The sequence below is a fragment of the Actinomycetes bacterium genome, assembly GCA_022599915.1.
Lineage (GTDB): Bacteria > Actinomycetota > Actinomycetes > S36-B12.
Genome location: JAHZLH010000069.1, coordinates 12,997 through 31,914, shown reverse-complemented (window position 1 = coordinate 31,914; position 18,918 = coordinate 12,997). Strand labels below are relative to the sequence as shown.

The 18,918-nt window shown below is 63.6% G+C and carries 15 protein-coding genes and 1 tRNA gene; 9 read left to right on the top strand and 7 right to left on the bottom strand.

Going from position 1 to position 18,918, the window contains the following annotated elements; all coding sequences use genetic code 11:
* Positions 1-480 (bottom strand): YncE family protein (locus K0U62_11385; GenBank protein MCH9802114.1); only part of this gene is annotated, 480 nt, incomplete at its 3' end.
* A gap of 160 nt (positions 481-640) precedes the next feature.
* Positions 641-712, bottom strand: a tRNA-Asn gene (locus tag K0U62_11380).
* Between the two features lie 265 nt (positions 713-977).
* Between K0U62_11380 and K0U62_11375 the strand changes: the two genes are divergently transcribed.
* A complete protein-coding gene (locus K0U62_11375; GenBank protein MCH9802113.1) occupies positions 978-2,744 on the top strand; it encodes a DEAD/DEAH box helicase in 1,767 nt (588 codons plus the stop codon).
* Positions 2,745-2,801: 57 nt separating this feature from the next.
* Here K0U62_11375 and K0U62_11370 read toward each other — a convergent pair whose 3' ends face one another.
* Positions 2,802-3,446: a peptidoglycan-binding protein gene (locus K0U62_11370; protein ID MCH9802112.1), complete on the bottom strand. Its 645-nt coding sequence runs from the start codon at positions 3,444-3,446 to the stop codon at positions 2,802-2,804.
* Between the two features lie 508 nt (positions 3,447-3,954).
* Here K0U62_11370 and K0U62_11365 point away from each other — a divergent pair.
* The gene (locus tag K0U62_11365; protein ID MCH9802111.1) at positions 3,955-4,938 is read left to right on the top strand and encodes an alpha/beta fold hydrolase; all 984 of its coding nucleotides are present in this window, start codon (positions 3,955-3,957) and stop codon (positions 4,936-4,938) included.
* A gap of 57 nt (positions 4,939-4,995) precedes the next feature.
* Here K0U62_11365 and K0U62_11360 read toward each other — a convergent pair whose 3' ends face one another.
* Together K0U62_11360 and K0U62_11355 are read right to left on the bottom strand one after the other, a co-directional pair.
* Positions 4,996-5,334, bottom strand: coding sequence for a hypothetical protein (locus tag K0U62_11360; GenBank protein MCH9802110.1), 339 nt, complete (start codon positions 5,332-5,334; stop codon positions 4,996-4,998).
* 184 nt (positions 5,335-5,518) lie between these two features.
* Positions 5,519-7,120: a hypothetical protein gene (locus K0U62_11355; GenBank protein ID MCH9802109.1), complete on the bottom strand. Its 1,602-nt coding sequence runs from the start codon at positions 7,118-7,120 to the stop codon at positions 5,519-5,521.
* Between the two features lie 179 nt (positions 7,121-7,299).
* Here K0U62_11355 and K0U62_11350 point away from each other — a divergent pair, with 179 nt between their 5' ends.
* The 4 genes from K0U62_11350 (at position 7,300) to K0U62_11335 (ending at position 13,108) form a co-directional block, all read left to right on the top strand.
* On the top strand, positions 7,300-8,907 hold the full coding sequence (locus K0U62_11350) for a methylcrotonoyl-CoA carboxylase (GenBank protein ID MCH9802108.1): 1,608 nt from the start codon (positions 7,300-7,302) through the stop codon (positions 8,905-8,907).
* Positions 8,908-8,929: 22 nt separating this feature from the next.
* On the top strand, positions 8,930-10,918 hold the full coding sequence (locus tag K0U62_11345) for an ATP-grasp domain-containing protein (GenBank protein MCH9802107.1): 1,989 nt from the start codon (positions 8,930-8,932) through the stop codon (positions 10,916-10,918).
* Positions 10,911-11,852, top strand: coding sequence for a hydroxymethylglutaryl-CoA lyase (locus K0U62_11340; GenBank protein ID MCH9802106.1), 942 nt, complete (start codon positions 10,911-10,913; stop codon positions 11,850-11,852). Before K0U62_11345 ends, K0U62_11340 begins: the two co-directional genes overlap by 8 nt.
* 131 nt (positions 11,853-11,983) lie before the next feature.
* Complete coding sequence (locus tag K0U62_11335; protein ID MCH9802105.1) at positions 11,984-13,108, top strand: hypothetical protein; 1,125 nt, start codon at positions 11,984-11,986, stop codon at positions 13,106-13,108.
* Positions 13,109-13,271: 163 nt separating this feature from the next.
* On the opposite strand, the gene K0U62_11330 is transcribed toward K0U62_11335, so the two are convergent.
* Positions 13,272-15,083 (bottom strand): ABC transporter ATP-binding protein/permease, encoded by a 1,812-nt coding sequence (locus K0U62_11330; GenBank protein MCH9802104.1) that lies wholly within the window; start codon positions 15,081-15,083, stop codon positions 13,272-13,274.
* Between the two features lie 110 nt (positions 15,084-15,193).
* Between K0U62_11330 and K0U62_11325 the strand changes: the two genes are divergently transcribed.
* The 3 genes from K0U62_11325 to K0U62_11315 all read left to right on the top strand — a co-directional run bounded on the left by K0U62_11325 (position 15,194) and on the right by K0U62_11315 (position 17,729).
* On the top strand, positions 15,194-15,853 hold the full coding sequence (locus tag K0U62_11325; GenBank protein MCH9802103.1) for a hypothetical protein: 660 nt from the start codon (positions 15,194-15,196) through the stop codon (positions 15,851-15,853).
* A gap of 118 nt (positions 15,854-15,971) precedes the next feature.
* A complete protein-coding gene (locus K0U62_11320) occupies positions 15,972-16,520 on the top strand; it encodes a hypothetical protein (protein MCH9802102.1) in 549 nt (182 codons plus the stop codon).
* Positions 16,521-16,634: 114 nt separating this feature from the next.
* A complete protein-coding gene (locus tag K0U62_11315) occupies positions 16,635-17,729 on the top strand; it encodes a hypothetical protein (GenBank protein MCH9802101.1) in 1,095 nt (364 codons plus the stop codon).
* 7 nt (positions 17,730-17,736) lie between these two features.
* On the opposite strand, the gene K0U62_11310 is transcribed toward K0U62_11315, so the two are convergent.
* Entirely contained in the window at positions 17,737-18,846 is a 1,110-nt protein-coding gene (locus tag K0U62_11310; protein ID MCH9802100.1) for a hypothetical protein, read from the bottom strand.
* Positions 18,847-18,918: the final 72 nt, after the last annotated feature.

Below are 18,918 nucleotides of genomic sequence, written 5' to 3'. Positions count from 1 at the left end.
GACGGCGATTGTGTTGCCGACGGTGTTGGTGGCGGTGTCGATCACCGACACGTTGTTGTTCTCGAAGTTGGGGACGTAGGCGGTGCTGCCGTCGGGAGTGATGGCCACCCCAGCCGGTTCGTCGCCGACGGCGATTGTGGTGGTGACGGTGTTGGTGGCGGTGTCGATCACCGACACGTTGCTGTTCTCGAAGTTGGTGACGTAGGCGGTGCTGCCGTCGGGAGTGATGGCCACCCCAGCCGGGTTGTTGCCGACGGCGATTGTGGCGGTGACCGTGGGGGCCGCTAGCGCTGCCGGTAGTCCGGCAATCAGGAGTGCCCCCACTAATACCGCCGCCAAGTAAAACCGACTCCCACGCAAAACCATGCCTACCTCCGTATAGACGCTGAGCCAGTCAACCATAGTCGACGGCCCGCCGGGCGCTGCCTGATCAATACAACGGGCCCCACGACCCATGACCCGCCGTTTCGTAATGAGCATTCTTGGCGAGGCGAGTGAGAGGGTTTGGATCGCTGAGACAGACCGCTGGCAGCTGTGCCGGGACCCAAACAGTAGTCCCCAGGTATCCAAATAGGTATTCAAACGAAAATGGCCAGGGAGTGGCCCGTGGGATTTGCCCCAATTCACAAGGAGAGTGAAGCTCCCGCGACTGGATTCGAACCAGTAACCGTCCGATTAACAGTCGGATGCTCTGCCGTTGAGCTACGCGGGATAGCCCGAACATCATAGCGAATCGAATCCTTCCCCTCGACGGCTGTCATCGACCGGATGTTGGCGGCAGTGCCGACACTCAAATCTGCATGATTTTCCGCCGATACCAGGGCTCGCCAGGGCAGTGTGCTCACCGAATAGCCCCGCGAAGGTGGCGCGCAAGATTTCCCCATAGGTCCTACGCTGGCGTAACCTTCAAGTAGTGCCCGCTCTCGGGCGCATCAGGAAGGTCCTGGCAACCGCCTGACATTGCGAAACACCCCCCGATGACCATTCGGGACCCGCGACCTGATCAGTCGAATTCCGCCACGGCAGATCGGCAGCGGAGAGGAACCTTCATGACTACCACTACTGGCTTCGGCGACCTCGGGTTGCACGAGGAACTTGTGGCCGCCCTCGGTCAACTTGGCTACGAGGCGCCTACACCTATTCAGACCGAAAGTATTCCCAAACTTTTGACCGGGCAGGATCTACTAGGTCAGGCTGCCACCGGCACCGGAAAGACCGCCGCGTTTGCGCTGCCGCTGCTCAACCAGTTGCCCGATAGCGACCGTGGCACCGCACCGAGTGCGCTGGTCTTGGTTCCTACTCGGGAACTATGTTTGCAGGTGTCGTCGGCGGTCCATCGCTACGGACGCCCCTTTGATGCCCGCACGTCACCGATCTATGGCGGCCAACCCATCTCCCGGCAAATCAAGGCGCTGAAACAAGGCCGCGACATCGTGATTGGCACTCCCGGTCGGGTCTTGGATCATCTGCGGCGCGGCACGCTGGACCCGTCAGCGATCGCGACGGTGGTCTTAGACGAAGCCGACGAAATGCTCGACATGGGTTTCGCGGAGGATCTGGAAGCGATCCTGGATCAGTTGCCCGCCGATCGGCAAACCGTGCTGTTTTCCGCGACTATTCCACGCCGAATCCGCGGGTTGATCGATCAGCACCTGAACAATCCCATCCGCATTGAGATCAAAGCGGAGAAGCTCCCCGAGTCCGAGCAGCCCCAGGTACGGCAAAACAGTTACCTGGTGCCGCGTTCGCACAAGGTTGCGGCGTTGTGTCGGTTGGTGGATATCGAGTCGCCAGATGCGGCACTGATCTTTTGTCGGACCCGTGACGAAGTTGACCAACTCGCCGAAGAACTGAACGGCCGGGCGTATCGCGCTGCCGCTTTGCATGGCGGGATGGATCAAGGACAGCGGACCCGAATCCTGGGACTGCTGCGCAACCGACAGGCTGAACTGTTGGTAGCGACCGACGTCGCTGCCCGGGGACTGGACATCTCGCACCTGACCCACGTCATCAACTACGACGTGCCGTCCTCACCGGAGTCTTACACCCACCGGATTGGCCGGGTCGGTCGCGCGGGGCGTACTGGGGTGGCGTTGACCATCGCGGAACCGCGGGAACAGCGCCAACTGTCTTTCATCCAGCGCATTACCGGGCACAAGATTGAACTGCGCCAGGTGCCGACGGTGGAGAACGTCCGGCAACGCCGGTTGTCGGTAACTCGCGACGCCATTGAGCAAGCGGCGTTGGACAAGTCCTCATTGCACGCCTATCGAGAGATGCTGGCGTCGCTAAGTGAAGATCTGGGCGAACAGCAGGCAGCGCTTGCGGCGATTCATATTGCTCATACCTTGGGGTCTCGGGACAGTCTGGATGAGGAGATCCCACAGGTGGAGCCGCAGCAGCGCGACAAGTCGCGGTCCGGAAATCGGCATCGGCCCCATCGCGGTGGCAAGCCTGGCCGACACCGAAGCAGTCGCGGGGATGGCAAGTATTCATCAGACGGTCGGCGCAAGCACTCCGGCAAGCAGGACTCGAGTCGCTCCGGGGACCACTCCGGGGACGAGAACAGTTATTCCGGTAAGAAGCGTGATAAGTCCGGCGGCAAGGACTCCTACGGTGGCAAGAGCAACAAGGCCGCAGGCAAGGGCAAATCTGGCGGAAAGGGCAAGTCCGGCAGTAAAGGTAAGCCAACCGGCAAAGCCAAGAAGCCCCGCAGCAAGCGCAAGGCCGGCGACGGGAAGTAGCAGCCACCAACAAGGTAGGTGGCTAGCAAACCCGCGGCAGTCGATGCGCTAGCGGGCCTACTGCGGGAACGCTTCCTTCTTCCACGGCCACCACCAACGGTCCACCCAACCGTTGTAGGCGACTAGGTCTTGCTGCGCGCAAGTGGCCGCCTCAGGGGCGGCGGCGAACTCGGTGCCACCGTACGTCGCCCAGAAACTGGCGTCCATCTGCCACTTACCCCGCCATGCGCCGTTGTAACTGACAATGGCGCAGTTCCCGCCGGATTCCCGATCGACGACCGCCGAGGCGGTCCAGGAGGCGACGAAAGCCGCCACTCCCAGATCCTTGCGGTGTTGCGCGGAGTCACGAGCCGCGGCGGTGCGGGTGGGATCTACTGCCGGTGCGGTCACGCCACCCAGCAAGTTCCAGGTGGCGGCAGTCACGACGCCCGTGGCCGGCAAGTTGCTACCGCTTTGCAGGTCCTTCACCGCCGCCTCGGTCAGCGGACCAAAGTAGCCGCTAGTGGGTGACACCCCCAGGGTCTGTTGCAGGGCGACAACCCAGATAGACAAAGCGCCGGGTCGCAATTCCGGCCCGAGCACACCTGGTGCGGGCGCTGACGGCGGGGGAGTCGGATCCGCAGCAGGTTTCGGCTTTGGTACCGGTACCGCGTCACCCAACAGTCGCCAGGTGCGCACGTTCACGACTGGGCGTGCGCGCATGTCGTGGTTGGTTCGGAACGCGCGAACGGCACGTGCGGTCTTCTTGCGGAACACCTTGCGGGCGGGCTTCACACTGAGCGCTCGATTCAGCCGGCGAACCCAATGGCTGCGATCACCTCGGCGCAAGACCGGCCGTTGTTTCGCCTCAGCTTTGGTCAACAACTGATCCGGTTGCGGCACCGTTGCGGCGTTGGCGAGGCTAGGAGCGGCGAACAGCAGGCCCCCGCATAGCAGTGAGCCAGCAGTGAGCGCTGCTGTGGCTGACCTCATCAGTTCACCTCCGGAACGATAGACGACGCTAGCGGTACCGGGACGCAAGTGCGAGCGTTTCCGCGTCTCGTGGGCCTACAAGTGTTGATGTGGTTGCTCCATTCGGGTGACGTCGAAACGCGTTTACGCTTGCGGCTGTGACCTATCCCACGTCGAGATGTGGCCTGGTCGTCTGTGTGAATGAGAAATCTCGGTGAACAATAGGCGCAGACCTGAGGGATGGGGAATGCAGTCAAATATGGATGAGTGGGGCGACCTGCCAGTGCAGAAGGTGCACATCCACGGCTACGAACGTGCGTTCGTCTTGACCGGCTCCGGGCCGGCCTTGCTGTTGATTCACGGCATCGGTATGAACCACCGCACTTGGCGGCCAGTCATTGAGGATCTGGCCAAAAACTTCACCGTCATCGCTCCCGACCTGTTGGGCCATGGCGAGTCCGACAAGCCTCGTGCGGACTACAGCATTGGCGGTTACGCCAACGCCATGCGCGATCTGTTGCTCTTCCTTGACGTTCCTAGCGTGACCGTCGTGGGCCACAGCCTCGGTGGCGGTGTTGCCATGCAGTTCACTTACCAGTTCCCGCAGCTCGTGGAGCGGTTGGTGTTGGTCGCCAGCGGCGGACTAGGACGCAGTGTCAACCCGCTGATCCGGGCGATGACCATCCCTGGTTCCGGTCCACTGCTGGCGTTGTCAGCGATTCCCCGGATTCGCCGGACGGTCATTCCGTGGCTGGAGCGGGCAGCGTCCACCGACTTTCCTGGTAGTCACGACATCCACGGCATGATCGAGGTGTACGAAGATCTCGCCGACGCTCACTCCCGCGCAGCCTTCCGGCACGTCTTACGTGCCGCAGCAGATTGGCGTGGTCAGGTAATCACCATGATCGATCGCGCCTATCTGGCTCGGCACATCCCCACCATGGTGGTCTGGGGTGGTCGCGACCTGATGATTCCGGTGAAGCACGCGTATGCGGCCAAAGAGTTGCTGCCGCAGGCACGCCTGGAAGTATTTGCCGATGCAGGTCACGTGCCGCACGAGGATTACCCGGAGCGGTTCAGCGCCGCACTGACCGAGTTCATTTTGGACACCCCCTCCGCCCATTACGACGGTACGGCCTTCCAACAGGTGCTGCGGGCAGGTGACCAACCCCGTCGTCGCCGGGTGGAAAAAACTCGGACGGCAAAAGCTAGTGAAAGCGAAACTGAAGCGGTTTCAGCCTGACTGATCCGTCAGGAGGATCGCCGATGATTGTGCGCACCAATGGTGCGACGATCGAACTTAGAACTTTCGGGCTTGGGTCCGCGGTGGCACCGGCCGAGTCCAGTCAGACCAACGAGTGCCGGTCCAAAACCACTGGGTGCCGTCTTCCTCGGGGGAGTCGTACCACCCGGGTGGGGCTACATCGCCCATGGACTTGGCCACTCGACGCCACTGCACGAAGGCGGCTATGCCTCCCACCAAAACCACGCCGAACACGAAGGCGAACATGAGGTCGAGTCCACTGGCGAGCAGGCCGGAGGACACGCCACCGGCCAGCAGTGCAACGAGCGCCATGATTAGCCCCGCGGGGATTCCCCAGGAGAGCCCTACCTGTATCGGTGACATCTGCTGCTTCATCTCGCACCTCGTTCCTCCGGCAGGACTTCCGTCCCGCCGGTATCGGCATTGTCTTACCTTCGTCGCGACCGCGGAGGCCATTTAGCAAAATTGCGCGTGTCACCCGTTCGCTTGGGCGTACGGAGTCCGCGCAGTTAGTGCGGAAGGGTGACGACGTCTCGTTCCCGGCGTCGCCACAACAAGGTTAACCCGTGGACAGTGGTCGCGGTTTACTCGACCCCAGCCCGTGGGAGGCAAGGTGGCCGAGGTAGGAGCCGACGGTTTCGATCTGCGACACGATGCGCTCGGCCAGTGCTTGCTCACCGGAATGGAAGGCCCCGATCCGGGCGATGCTGAGGGATTCCAGCACTCGAGCGAAAGTATGGTGCTCAGCGTGGCCCGCCTCCGGCTGGCCCAAGCGAGCGGCCAGGAGGGCACGCGCCAACAAATCTCGACAGGCAGTAACCAACTCCGGTTCCCGGCCCCGAGTGTTCACACTGCGGGCTCCCCGCTGGAAACGCGGTGATAGCAGGTCGAGGTCCTGGAGCCGACCACCTCGCCATTTGCGCATCGGTGAGCGAGCAACTTGGGCATGAGTGGTGTGTGCTAGCGCCACCCAGTCCGGTGGAATCCCGAGATCATCAGCGGTTTGGCGCCGCGCTTGGTCCAACGCTGCTGTCGGAGAAGCCTGCTCGACGCTGGCGAGCGGATCCTCCCCGGTGAGCTCAATCAGGACCGCAGCCACATCGGATTCCGCCATGTGGTCCGTCAGCGTGGTAACCGGATCGGCCGCCCATTCGGGCGTGAGATCCGCCGGGGGAGGCATCTGCTCCAGCACTAAATCACGGGCGATGCTCAGGTCGTTGACCTCACGGGGAGAGGTGTCTGTTTCTTCAGCGGCCGCTGCAACCAGGTTCTCCAACAAGATGAGTCGAGCCAGGTGTATCGCGACTGGTTGCGGCAGCGACTCCCGTGATTCGACAGCGCTGACGGCTGCAGGAAGCGAACCAGCGGTGACCTCCGTCAGCCCTGCGACAACTGCTGCCGCGATGCCGGGTTGTCGTAGACAGGTATTCAAACTGTGGTCACCGAGGGAACCGTCGGCAGCCACGTCAATGGCTTGCGGGAAGCGCATCCCGATCGGGCGCCCGCGGGTCACTGCGTCGGCTGGGTTGAACACGTTGATCCAGCCCCTCACCCGGTGGTAGGGGAAGCTGAGTGGCAGGTCCAGTGCCGTCGGGGGCAACCGTCGTCGTGCAAGGCTGGTCGCCGCAGTAATCAGCAGCGGGATTTCTACGGTGCCGGGCAGATGTGGCAGCAGGTCTAAGGCGACAAGCGCACCGAGGCTGTGCGCGACGATGACGACCTCACCATCGTCGGGCATCAACTCCAGCACTCGCTCCCGGATAGCCCGGCGCAGTCGGTCATCACGGCAGTAGCGACTGACCTCGTCGTAGATCACGCCGAGGACGAACCGTTCGCCAATCGCGTCGATTGCACTTGGGATCCGGTCAAAGCCTCGGCGCCGGTAGGGCCACTGCGATTGCGATCCGGCGGCTATCAACTCGCGATGCAACCCGGCTTGCCGGGTGCGGTAGTGGCGCCGCGCCAGCAGGTGCGGGTCGGGCCGCAGATCGCCGATCCGGTGTGGTGCATCCGCCTTAGTTTTGCCGCTGAGTAGGTCGGAGTAGTCGGGTGCATAGACATCGACGTCGGCCAATCCATCGGGGGCCGCTTCCGCCAGCGCCGGCCACCAGTCCCGCCGGGTACCGTCATCGCCGACACCATGCAGGTACAACAACCTCATGCCAGCTCCTAGGGGATGACGCACCACCGACGCTGCGGTGTCGCGAGGGAATTCTGCCACATTCCAGACAAATCTGATGGAACAGTTTCCGGTTGCGCTGCACGCGAACGGGCGGGTCTACCACTGCGGCTGACTCCGCTCGGCTACGGTGGGCGGTGGAAACCCGGCTGGAGGCGACTATGCCTGTTGTTGAGTCGCAGATTGACCCCGAGTCCGATGGTCCGCGGGCAAACCGAGACCACCACGCTGCTTTAGCGCAAGATCTGCACAAACGACTGGAGTCCGCCTCCCTGGGCGGGCCGGAAAAAGCGCGGCTGAAACACAAGAGTCGAGGCAAACTGTTGCCCCGCGAACGGGTGGACCATCTACTCGACCCCGGCTCACCTTTCCTGGAGCTGTCACCACTGGCCGCCGACGGAATGTACGGCGACGCGGCACCAGCCGCTGGCATCATCACCGGCATCGGGCGGGTGTCCGGTCGGTTGTGCATGGTGATCGCCAACGACGCCACCGTTAAGGGCGGCACCTACTATCCGATGACGGTGAAGAAGCATCTGCGGGCACAAGAGATCGCCGCGCAGAACCGGCTACCCGCCATCGCGCTGGTGGATTCCGGTGGTGCGTTCCTGCCGATGCAGGATGAGGTGTTTCCGGACCGGGAGCACTTCGGTCGGATCTTCTACAACCAGGCGCGACTCTCCGCGATGGAAGTTCCGCAGATCGCCGCGGTGCTCGGGTCCTGTACCGCTGGTGGTGCCTATGTGCCGGCCATGAGTGACGAGGCCGTGATCGTGCGCAACCAGGGCACTATCTTCCTGGGCGGTCCACCGCTGGTGCGCGCCGCGACTGGGGAAGTGGTCACCGCTGAGGAACTCGGCGGCGGCGAGGTGCATTCGCGGATCTCCGGGGTGACTGATCACCTGGCTGAGGACGACCCGCATGCGTTGCAGATTGTGCGGCAGATCGTGGACACCTTTCCACCGGCAGAGAATCCGCCGTGGGAAGTCACCGATAGCGTGGAGCCGCAGTACCCGGCTGATTCCATCTACTCGGTGGTGCCCAGCGACTTGCGCACCCCCTACGACGTTCGGGAAGTCATCGCTCGGTTGGTGGACGGCAGCGACTTCACCGAGTTCAAGGCCGAATACGGCACCACGCTGGTGACCGGGTTCGCCCGGATCCACGGTCAGCCGGTCGGAATCATCGCGAACAACGGCGTGCTGTTCTCCGAGTCCGCACTAAAAGGGGCACACTTCATCGAGTTGTGCGACCAACGGCGCATCCCGCTGTTGTTCCTGCAAAACATCAGTGGCTTCATGGTGGGCCGCGACTACGAAGCCGGTGGCATCGCCAAACACGGCGCCAAGATGGTGACCGCGGTGGCGTGCGCACGAGTGCCCAAACTGACCGTCGTCATCGGTGGCTCCTACGGGGCGGGCAACTATTCCATGTGTGGTCGGGCCTACTCGCCGCGGTTCCTGTGGATGTGGCCCAACGCCCGGATCTCAGTGATGGGTGGGGAACAGGCGTCCTCGGTATTAGCCACTGTTCGTCGGCAACAGTTCGAGGATGCTGGCGACGAGTGGGACCCCGCGGACGAGGAAGCGTTCAAGGAACCCGTGCGCGCGGCATATGAGGAAAAAGGCAACCCCTATTACGCCACCGCGCGACTGTGGGACGACGGCATCATCGACCCCGCCGACACCCGCCGCGTGGTGGGAATGGCGCTAGCCGCATGCGGCCAGGCACCACTGGAACCGGTGTCTCGCGGAATCTTCCGGATGTGACCCCATGACCACCAACCAACCGTTGTTCCCTGCCGTTCTAGTCGCGAATCGTGGCGAAATCACCGTCCGGGTAATTCGCACGTTACGGCGACTCGGTATCCGATCCGTCGCGGTCTATAGCGATGCCGACGCCAACGCCGCCCACGTGCAGGCTGCGGACAGTGCAGTACGGATCGGCCCAGCAGCCGCTGCCGAGTCCTACCGCAATATCCCGGCAGTGATCGCCGCCGCCCGCGAATCCGGAGCCAGCGCCATCCACCCCGGCTACGGGTTCTTAAGCGAAAACGCCGACTTTGTTTCCGCCTGCGAAGAAGCGGGCATCACCTTCATCGGCCCCGGAGCTGCAGCCGTAGCGGCGATGGGGGACAAGATCGCCGCCAAGAACCGGGTCGCGGCCGCCGGAGTGCCAGTGGTTCCCGGTCGGCACGACCCCGATATGGACGACGCACAGGTCCAGGCCGCTGTCATCGAGGTCGGATTTCCGGCGCTACTCAAGCCATCAGCCGGTGGCGGTGGCAAGGGCATGCGGATCGTGCGGCAGGAAACTGACATCGCTGAAGAGATCGCCGCCGCCCGCCGCGAAGCAACCACAGCATTCGGTGACGACACGTTGCTGGTGGAGCGGCTCATCGAACGCCCCCGCCACATCGAGGTGCAGATCCTGGCTGATCAGTTCGGCACCGTGCGTCACTTGGGGGAGCGCGAATGCAGCTTGCAGCGCCGCCACCAGAAAGTGATCGAGGAAGCGCCGTCGCCATTCGTCGGCTCGGAACTGCGCGAGCGGTTAGGGCAGGCGGCCATCGACGCTGCCAAATCCTGTGGCTACCTGGGCGCGGGCACGGTGGAGTTCATCGTGGACGCCAACGAGGCTGGCACCTTTTTCTTCTTGGAGATGAACACTCGGCTGCAGGTGGAACACCCGGTCACCGAAGAAATCACTGGCTGGGACCTCGTCGAGTGGCAGGTGCGCATCGCCGCCGGGGAACCGCTGCCGGAAGGGCCGGCGGGAGTTCCACTGACCGGGCACGCCATCGAAGCGCGCGTCTACGCTGAAGATCCCGGCCAAGGCTTCCTCCCCTCCAGCGGACAGTTGCTGCTGGTGCAGGAACCGGACTCCGCCCGCGTCGACAGCGGTGTGCTGACTGGCCAAAGCATCAGTACCTTCTACGATCCGATGATCGCCAAGGTGATCGCCCGCGGCAGTGACCGCGCTGAGGCGTTGGCTCGATTGGATCGAGCGTTGGCCGACACCGCCTACCTTGGGGTGACCACCAACGTCGCCTACCTGCGCGGGTTGCTGGCGTTGCCGGAGGTGCAAGCCGGTGATCTGCACACCGGGCTGATCGAAGAACACCCGGAACTGACCGAGGCCACCACCCCGGACGACCACGACCTCGCCGCAGCCGCGCTGCTGCGAGTCGCGGAACTAGCACCAGCTGACACCAGCGACCCGTGGTCAATCCCCGACGGGTGGCGGATCACCGGTCGAGCACCCATCGGGGTGCGGGTGCGATCAGCGGCCGGCACTGTCGCCGACATTGACGTGCGTGGGTTGCCGCAGCACGCTGACATCAGCATCGACGGTGGTGCCACCCAGTCGACCAGCATGCAAGGGTCGTTGGGTCGGTTGGAGATTGCGTTGGCGGAGCGCACCCGCCGCTACGCCGCTGCGGTAGAACCGGGCGGCGATGTGGTGTGGCTGGCCAGCGGTGGCCGGTCGCTACGGTTAGTGGAGATCGATCGGCTGCAAGCAGAATCGCGGGCCGGTGCTGGTGCCAGTAGCGGTTCCGTGCGCAGCCCGATGCCGGGCACTGTGATCGCAGTCGCGGTGTCAGCCGGAGATCACGTCGCCGAAGGTGACCCACTGGTCACCGTGGAAGCGATGAAGATGGAGCACACCCTTAAAGCACCGGCCGCCGCGACCGTCGCCGAGGTACGGGTGGCCGTAGGCCGGCCGGTGGCTTTGGATGAGGCGTTGGTGTTGTTGGATTCAACGGACAGCGATGACTGACCGATCGTTGCCGATGGTGCAGCCGCTGTCCGGTCTGCCGGAGCGAGTCACCATCTGGGAAGTCGGCCCCCGCGACGGGCTGCAAAACGAGTCTGCCGTGATCCCGGCTGAAGTGAAGTCGGAGTTCATTCGCCGACTCGTCGCGGCTGGGTTGCCGGTGGTGGAAGCAACCTCATTTGTCCGGCCTGAGTGGGTGCCGCAACTGGCTGACGCGGCCGAGGTGATGGCCGCCCTGCCCGAGGCGCCCGGCGTGCGATTCCCGGTGCTGGTGCCGAACCTGCGGGGACTAGACGCCGCCCGGGCTGCTGGGGCGCGCGAGATAGCGGTGTTCGCCAGCGCCACCGAAACTTTCGCCCGCAAAAACCTGAATCGGGCGCTGGCAGAGCAGATGACCATGTTCGGACCCGTCATCGAGCAGGCCCGGTCGGGGGAGATGCCGGTACGTGGCTATGTGTCGATGTGTTTCGGCGACCCGTGGGAAGGGGCGGTGTCGCCGGCGGCGGTCGTGCGAGTGTGTGACGAGTTGTGGCAAGCCGGTTGTACCGAACTGAGTTTGGGCGACACCATCGGCGTCGCCACCCCCGGTCTGGTCCACGACCTGATCAATCGGTTGACCACAGCCGGCATCCCGGTGGCTGCTCTTGGCGTGCATTTCCATGACACTTACGGTCAAGCCCTCGCCAACACGTTGGCGGCGCTGCAATCCGGAGTCACCACAGTGGATGCCAGCGCCGGCGGGTTGGGTGGTTGCCCGTACGCGAAGTCCGCTACCGGAAACCTGGCCACCGAAGACTTGGTCTGGCAGTTGAACGGCTTGGGCGTTCACACCGGAGTCGATCTCGACCTACTGGTCACGGCCAGTGACTGGTTGGCCGGAGTTCTCGGCCGGCCGAGCCCGAGTCGGGTGGTACGGGCCCTGTCACCGAGTTCCTAGCGGGAGACTCCCCCCCCGTTCGCTCGATCCAGCGATGTGTTGTTTGGTCTTGGGTCGCTGCCAGCGACTAACCTCATGCCTAGATACCGCATAGCCCAGCGCGGCGTGCGGTCGCGAGGAGGTCGGGCAGCGTGACACCGAAGCAGCCGCAGAAAATCCTCGGTGGGTTCTCGCGCGCACTGCTGCAGCAACGGCTTCGTGGTACCACCGTGGTGCCAGTGCCGTCACCGGACTGGGCCAGGCAAGACAGCGGGCCGCAGCCACCGCACTACAATTGGCTGATCCGGGCGGACTACCAGTTACCCAACGAACGCTTCGCACGCTACCTCGACGTCCCGGAACACAACCTGATCGACCTGGTGGAACAAGCCGCGTTGCCGCTGACCCGCGATCAGGTCGTGGTGGTGCGCCCGATCGGCAGTATCAGTTACGCCCGAGACCACAACGGTTTGGATTGGGACCTGGTTCGCGACTTGGACATTTGGGTGTACCTGTCGCATCGCTCTCTCGCTGGCCGACATTGGCGACAATTACATCGTGAGTTGCAGGACCGCTGCTACCGAACAATGAAGCAGCACGGACTGTGGGTGCAGCAAAGTTCCGACACCGGAAATACCTTCCTCAAATCCGAGACCGGCCGACCGCGGATGGTAGAGGTGAAAGTCGCCGATGTGGCCTGGTTGACGGCCGGTTTGCGGCACGCGCATCGGCGACGTTCCCACCTGTTCCACACGCCGCGGGCGGCGCATTTTGACAGTCCCCGACTGGAGTGGGCGGGCTACTTGCCATACGAGAACTACTTCCCCAGTGCGGCTGGCGAGCAGACCTTCGCCGCTGCAGTGGGTTCACTCACGATCGCCCAAACTAACTATGGGCTGCTGCACGCATTCGGCGAGAACTTGGCGGAGGCATATCGAAACCTTGCCCCGGCGCGGACAGTTCGAGCGATCGCCCAGCGACGCTGGTTCTTCCGCACCGGCCGCAAAGCGCTGAAGAAAGAACTCATGTTGGCGACACTCTTGGGCGACGAAACTCGCCACTCCGAGGCTGTGCGGGGATTGCATGCAATGACCACCGGAATCCCTATGGTGGACAGTCGCACGGGCCGGCGGGAATTCTTAGCCGCCCGGGCGAGTGCGGTGCAGCGGTTGCGACTGCTGGACTATCCGCAGTTGCGGCGTGATGTGGAGGCGGCAGTAGCGCGCAGTCTGGACGTGGAGCGCGCGTCCGAAACAGTGAACAGCACGGCCGGCTGAAAGCAGCTGACCGTCGGCGCACGAGTATCCGCTGAGGCGGCGGGGATGCGGGGCGATGGCCTGGAAGTGTGGGGGGGTATGTCGAGTTTGTCCGGGTTTGCGGTTCTCGAGTTGGAGCTTTGATCGGAAACCAGTTTTCGCGCCTGCTAACGCGCGACCATGGTTAGGGCAGTTCAAGTCCGAGGGATTGGGCTGCTGCCATCGCCGCGAATCGGGTATCGGTAGCCAGTAGGTCGGCGGGAGAGCCGGTTTCCACGATGCGGCCCTCGTCCAGCACGATGACCTGATCAGCCGACAACACGGTGGCGAGGCGGTGGGCGATCACCAAGTTGGTGCGGCCACTCATCAACCGATCTAGTGCTTCGTGGACGAGCACTTCGCTGTCACTGTCGAGGGCGTTAGTGGCTTCGTCCAACACCAACAAACTGGGGTCCGCCAGTACCGCGCGGGCAATAGCGATGCGTTGGCGTTGCCCACCAGATAGTGCCTGGCCGCGTTCACCGACCTTGGTGCCAAACCCGTGCGGGAAGGCAGTGATGAACTCCCAAGCGTTGGCCGCGCGGGCGGCATCCGCCACCTCCTCACGAGATGCGTCTGGCCTGCCCAGGCGAATGTTGTCGGCAATGCTGCTGGACAGCATCGGTGCGTCCTGGGGGACGACCCCCATCGAACTACGTAGCTCGGACAGGTCTTGCTCGCGAACATCGAGTCCGTCCACGGACACGGTGCCAGCCTGCGGGTCGTACAGGCGAGCAATCAACTGCGCGATGGTGGACTTACCTGCTCCCGACGGTCCCACCAACGCCACGGTGCTGCCCGGTTCGATGGTGAAAGTGATCTGGTCCAGCACGACTGCGTCGCGGCCCGGGTAGGAGAATGTGACGTCCCGCAGCGCTACCGCTCCGCTGCGGTCGGGAATCGTGGTGGTGTTGCCGCGATCCGTCACGTTGCCGCCGGTGACTTCTTCGGTGGGTTCAGCAAGCAGCGCCACCACCCGTTCTGAGGCGCCGAGTCCTTGAGCCAGCCGCGAATATTGATCCACGATGGTGGACAACCCTTCAGCGACGAACCTCGCGTAAAGCAGGAACGAGACCAACTCACCGGCCGTGAGTGTGCCGGAACGCACCTGACTGCCGCCCAACCACAACACCGCAACGATCGTGGCCGACGCCAAGAACATCATCGCTGGGGTCCACCGAGATTTCACCCGCGCCCGGTTCAACCCTTGTTCGATGACGCCCTGCAGGCGCTGGTGGTAGTTGCGCGCTAACGAGCGTTCCGCGCCGAACCACTTCACTACCCGCGCCCCGGACAGCGCATCAGCGGCGAGGGCGTTCGTGGACGCGAGGCCGTTTTGATAGCCGCGGGACAGATCCCGCATCCGAGTGCCGTACTTCGCCCCGACTACCACCGCAATCGGCACCGCCGCCAACACGATCAGCGATAACGGTAGGTCAATGGCGATCAGCAGCACCGCACCACCGATCACGGTGATCCCGGAATACACCAACTGTGGTCCGGCACCGGCCACCGATCCGTAGACGAACGCCGCGTCAGAGATCAGTCGGGAGGACAGCGCCCCGCTGGGGCGGGAGTCCAAGAACGCGAGCGGGAACCGGATCATGCGGTTGAACAGCGCGCTGCGGATGTCGTTGACCGCATGTTGGCCCGCGTGAGCGAGCGTGCGAATCCGCACCCCAGCCAATATTGCTTGTCCGGCGAAGATCCCGATCAGCAATAACGCCGACCGTGACAAGTCGCCACTGTCGGGGTCGAGGGCGGAGTCCACCAGGGTGCCGAGGATCCACGGGAAGCCCAGCCCGAGCAGGCCGGATACCGCGGTGGCCACGAGGGCGGCGATCAGCCAGCCGCGGTAGGGCCGCACATACGGCCACAGCGCAGCCAGCAGTTGCCAGTCGCTGCTGCTGATGCGGCGACCGTCGGTGTCCTTGGCCGTCGGCGGCGTATTCGCCATACCCCATTCCTACCGGAGGACAGGCCCGGTTGGGGAAGGGTCCTGCTTGGCTACCGCGATCTCGGGTAGGTGAGGGGGAATCCTCTCCGTGCGAACCGTATGGTGGATTAATGATGCCGAAGCAGGAGTTCACCCCGAGTCGAACCGGCTCAGTGAGCGTGGTGCGAATGCGTCATCGCTGGCGGATGGGGGACTGGCGGGGTGATCTGAGTCGTGATCTGAGCAAGGTCGTGGACCTAGTGGATGGTGCCGGTGTCCATGTGTACTTGGTCGGTGGCTTAGGGCTAGCAGTCCGTAGTGATGACTTCTACCGCAACCACGCCGATGTCGACTTGGCCGTGTTCCTGCCGGAGTTGCCGCAGTTTCTGCAGCGACTTGCAGGCGCGGGCTACCGGCTGTGTGCAGCTACCGCCGGATTCCCCATTTCGCCGTGGCATCGGGTCGATCGGTTTCGTCCAGTCACTGTGGGCGAGGTCATGTCCGATCCGGATGGCGGCTGTTTGCGACTCGTGCGGAGCGATGCGGAAACCGGAGTGTTGTTCACCTCCCGACGAACCGACGTCATCGACTTGCTTTTACTGAGTGACCGAGCGGAGCGGATCGTGCTGCACGGGTACGACTGCGAAGTACCGCGCACCGATTTCTTCCCGGATCATCCGATGGCCAACAGCAGCTATCTGCGCTTGCCGAATCTGCGATACAAAGCGCATCTACCGATTTCCTGGCCCAGGCAGCGCCAAGATCTTGCTGTCGCTGGACTCGCCTCCTAACCCGGCCAGGTAGTGCGTGAGATCACACAACAGGTGTCGCTTCATCTGAATGAATCAGGCTTGTGCGGGAATGGGAGTGTGTACTGCTGAAGTGCACAGGAGCCAGGGAGGACGCTCTATGACGAATATTGAAAACACTCAAATCCCCGCCGACGACCAGGAACTTCAGGTCACCCCGGACAAGACCAAGTCAGCGACCGGCTGGAAGGTTGCGACCGCAATCTTCGCCGCTGGCGCCATCGGGGCGGGTGCCTGGGGCCTGTCGGTCACGGCAACCAACAACGACCTTGAGGCTCAGGTGACCACTCTTGAGCAGCAGATCGATGGCTTGCAGGGAACTGTTGACGACCAGCAGGCAGCCGGCAAGGCGTTGGCGACCCTGGGCAAGGCTGAGATTGCCACGCTGCAGGCTGAGTTGGCTGGGTTGACTGCTGCCTACGACGACATGCAGAAGCAGTCCGAGCAGGTGCTAGCTGCGGTCGAGAAGGAATACCAGGCGGCGGAAGAAGCACTGCAGACTGCTGAGGAAGCTGTCACTGCCGCTGCCGCCCAGCAGCAGGTAGACCGTGAGGCCTACCAAAACGCTGCCGATTCGGTTGTGGCTGCGCAGCAGGCCGTATTGGACCTGTTGATCGAGGTCATCAACGTAGTGGAGAGCGCTGCGTAGTCAACTCAACCACTCATCGAGCGGGGCTGATCTGATGATTGGCCCCGCTCGCAACTGGCGGGGTAGGTGGTCGCAGATACCCCTACCGGTAGCCCACTGCGCTAGGGTCCCAGCATGATGACGCGCAGTGCAGCCCCCCGGTGGAAACTGGCCGCGGCGGTAGTCGCCGCGGCGGCCTTGGCGGTCACCGGTTGTTCCAGTGATTCCGACGATAGTGACGGTTCTGGTGAAGTCTTCCTAGAAGCGGCGACGGACACCGGCTCGGACCCATTCACGGACTCCGTGGCGGCCACTCCCAGCGCGGCTCCTGCTCCGGATGAGTCGGCGGAGCCCAACGCCGCCGCATCGGAAGCTGACGGCGACGGGTCGGGCGACAGCGCCGGCACTGAAGTGGCGACCGAAACGGGTACTGACGCGGGCCTATACGGTGGCTCGCTGGACGCCCAGGTCTGTGATCGTGGCAAACTCATTAGTTTCCTCGAAGAGAACCCGGACAAGGCCGCCGCCTGGGTGGACGTGTTGAACGTGTCCGTTGGCGAGATTTCGGTGTACGTGGGTTCGCTGGCTCCGGTGATTTTGCGTCAAGACACCCGGGTCACTAATCACGGCTATGCGGATGGCCAAGCGACCGAGCGGCAATCGATCCTAGAGGCCGGCACCGCGGTGCTGGTGGACGAGTTCGGCATGCCGCGGGTGCGCTGTGAGTGTGGCAATCCGCTGCTGGCGCCGATTGCAGTCACCAGCGGACCGGACTACGTCGGAACGCCCTGGGACGGTTTCGACTCCGCAACCGTGGTGCGGATCGACCCCGGCGAGGCCGTGAAGGTACTCATCGTCATCAGCATTGAAACCGTTAAGGAGATTGAGGTGCCAGTGGGCAAGGGCGCCCAGCCCGAACCGTCACCGAGTGGCAGCCCCTCCGCTTCCGCTTCGCCCACTGGTTCCCCGACGACCGCCAGCGGCAGCCCGTCGGCTTCTCCAACTAGTGGCGGCGGCGACAACGCTGAGTACACCAACTGCAACCGCCGCTACGGCGAGCTGGTGCGCGACCTGACGTTGGCCGGTGGCATCGATCCCTCCGATGCCGACCGTTGGGCTGCGCAGGCCGAAGAAGCAGCGAACAAGGCGAACTCGGGGGACCTCGCTGGTGCGACCGAAATCATTTGCGGCACCGTGTCGGAAATGGAGGCGGTGCTCGCCGGCGGGTAGCGAGCCGCTATCCGCGCAGCGCGCGGATCCTGGCCAGCGAGGTCTCCAGTTGGTCACGTGACAGGTCGCCGTTGCGGAGAGCGGCGACCACCGCATTGATGACCGGCTTAATGTTGCTGGTGCACACCATCGCCCAATCCACGCCCGCCTGCAGCGCAGCCACCACGGCACCGGACTCACTGAGGCCGCGAGCGCTAGTGGCGGCGGCCATGGACAGTGAATCGGTCACGATTACGGCCTCGGGACCGGCTTGGTCTCGCAGCACTCGGATCGCTTTCGCCGACTGGGTTGCTGGCACCCCCGGTGCAGTGAGCCCCTTCGATTGCACGTGGGCGACCATCACCACCGGTCGCTCGGTGGCAGCCATGAAGCGCTGAAACGGTTTCAGGTCGGCGCGGCGCAGCTGCGCGTAACTTGGAACGCGGGCGGCAGTGGTGTGTGTGTCAGCGGCATGACCGTGACCAGGCCAATGCTTCACGACCGGAATGACGTCCGCTCGGCGCAGTCCAGCACTCCACGCTTTCACCGCCCGGCCAGTCCGGGCTGGACTGGTGCTGAAGGCACGATTGAGATCGTCCAGGTAACTGCCGGGCACCCGCAAATCAGCAACTGGAGCCAATGACATGCCAATACCGAGATCCGCCATGCGGTTGCCATATCGGCGGGCGGTACTGCGGAGTTTGCTTTTCGACCACGACGACATGGACTCCGCCGACGGCAGCGGGTAGATCAGCCGACTCAACCGCTGCACGGTGCCACCTTCCTCATCGCTGGCGATTAGTGGTCCGGGTTTCGTTGGCGCGGCCTTACCGACACTGCGCAGTCGAGTGGCCAGGTTGGCGGGCGGGTTGGCGCCCAACAGCACGATGCCACCCACACCTGCGGCCGCCATGTTTCGCTGGGCGGACGTGTTAGCAGAATCGGCGCAGCCGAACAGCACCGCGGCAGCTAGTTCCCGTTTGGTTAGTGTCGCCGCCTCCGAGGATTGCGCCACTACCTGATTTGGGTCCCGTGGCGGCAGTGGCGCCGCGGCCAGCACGCCCGCAGACGTGATCGCCAGTATGGTCCCGCCGATGATCCCGGTCAGCAGCAGCCGACCTCGCCCATAAACACCCATCGCACCAGAGTAGGTGGAGTTTCTCGGCTGCGGAAATTCTTTTGCATCACACGCAGGCCGGGCAGAATGGCA

What these genes read in the sequence shown, in the direction of transcription:
- K0U62_11375 (MCH9802113.1), top strand. Translation starts at nt 978, where the DNA reads ATGACCATTCGGGACCCGCGACCTGATCAGTCGAATTCCGCCACGGCA.
- K0U62_11370 (MCH9802112.1), bottom strand. Translation starts at nt 3,446, where the DNA reads ATGCGCGCACGCCCAGTCGTGAACGTGCGCACCTGGCGACTGTTGGGT.
- K0U62_11365 (MCH9802111.1), top strand. Translation starts at nt 3,955, where the DNA reads ATGGATGAGTGGGGCGACCTGCCAGTGCAGAAGGTGCACATCCACGGC.
- K0U62_11360 (MCH9802110.1), bottom strand. Translation starts at nt 5,334, where the DNA reads ATGAAGCAGCAGATGTCACCGATACAGGTAGGGCTCTCCTGGGGAATC.
- K0U62_11355 (MCH9802109.1), bottom strand. Translation starts at nt 7,120, where the DNA reads ATGAGGTTGTTGTACCTGCATGGTGTCGGCGATGACGGTACCCGGCGG.
- K0U62_11350 (MCH9802108.1), top strand. Translation starts at nt 7,300, where the DNA reads ATGCCTGTTGTTGAGTCGCAGATTGACCCCGAGTCCGATGGTCCGCGG.
- K0U62_11340 (MCH9802106.1), top strand. Translation starts at nt 10,911, where the DNA reads ATGACTGACCGATCGTTGCCGATGGTGCAGCCGCTGTCCGGTCTGCCG.
- K0U62_11330 (MCH9802104.1), bottom strand. Translation starts at nt 15,083, where the DNA reads ATGGCGAATACGCCGCCGACGGCCAAGGACACCGACGGTCGCCGCATC.
- K0U62_11325 (MCH9802103.1), top strand. Translation starts at nt 15,194, where the DNA reads ATGATGCCGAAGCAGGAGTTCACCCCGAGTCGAACCGGCTCAGTGAGC.
- K0U62_11320 (MCH9802102.1), top strand. Translation starts at nt 15,972, where the DNA reads ATGACGAATATTGAAAACACTCAAATCCCCGCCGACGACCAGGAACTT.
- K0U62_11315 (MCH9802101.1), top strand. Translation starts at nt 16,635, where the DNA reads ATGATGACGCGCAGTGCAGCCCCCCGGTGGAAACTGGCCGCGGCGGTA.
- K0U62_11310 (MCH9802100.1), bottom strand. Translation starts at nt 18,846, where the DNA reads ATGGGTGTTTATGGGCGAGGTCGGCTGCTGCTGACCGGGATCATCGGC.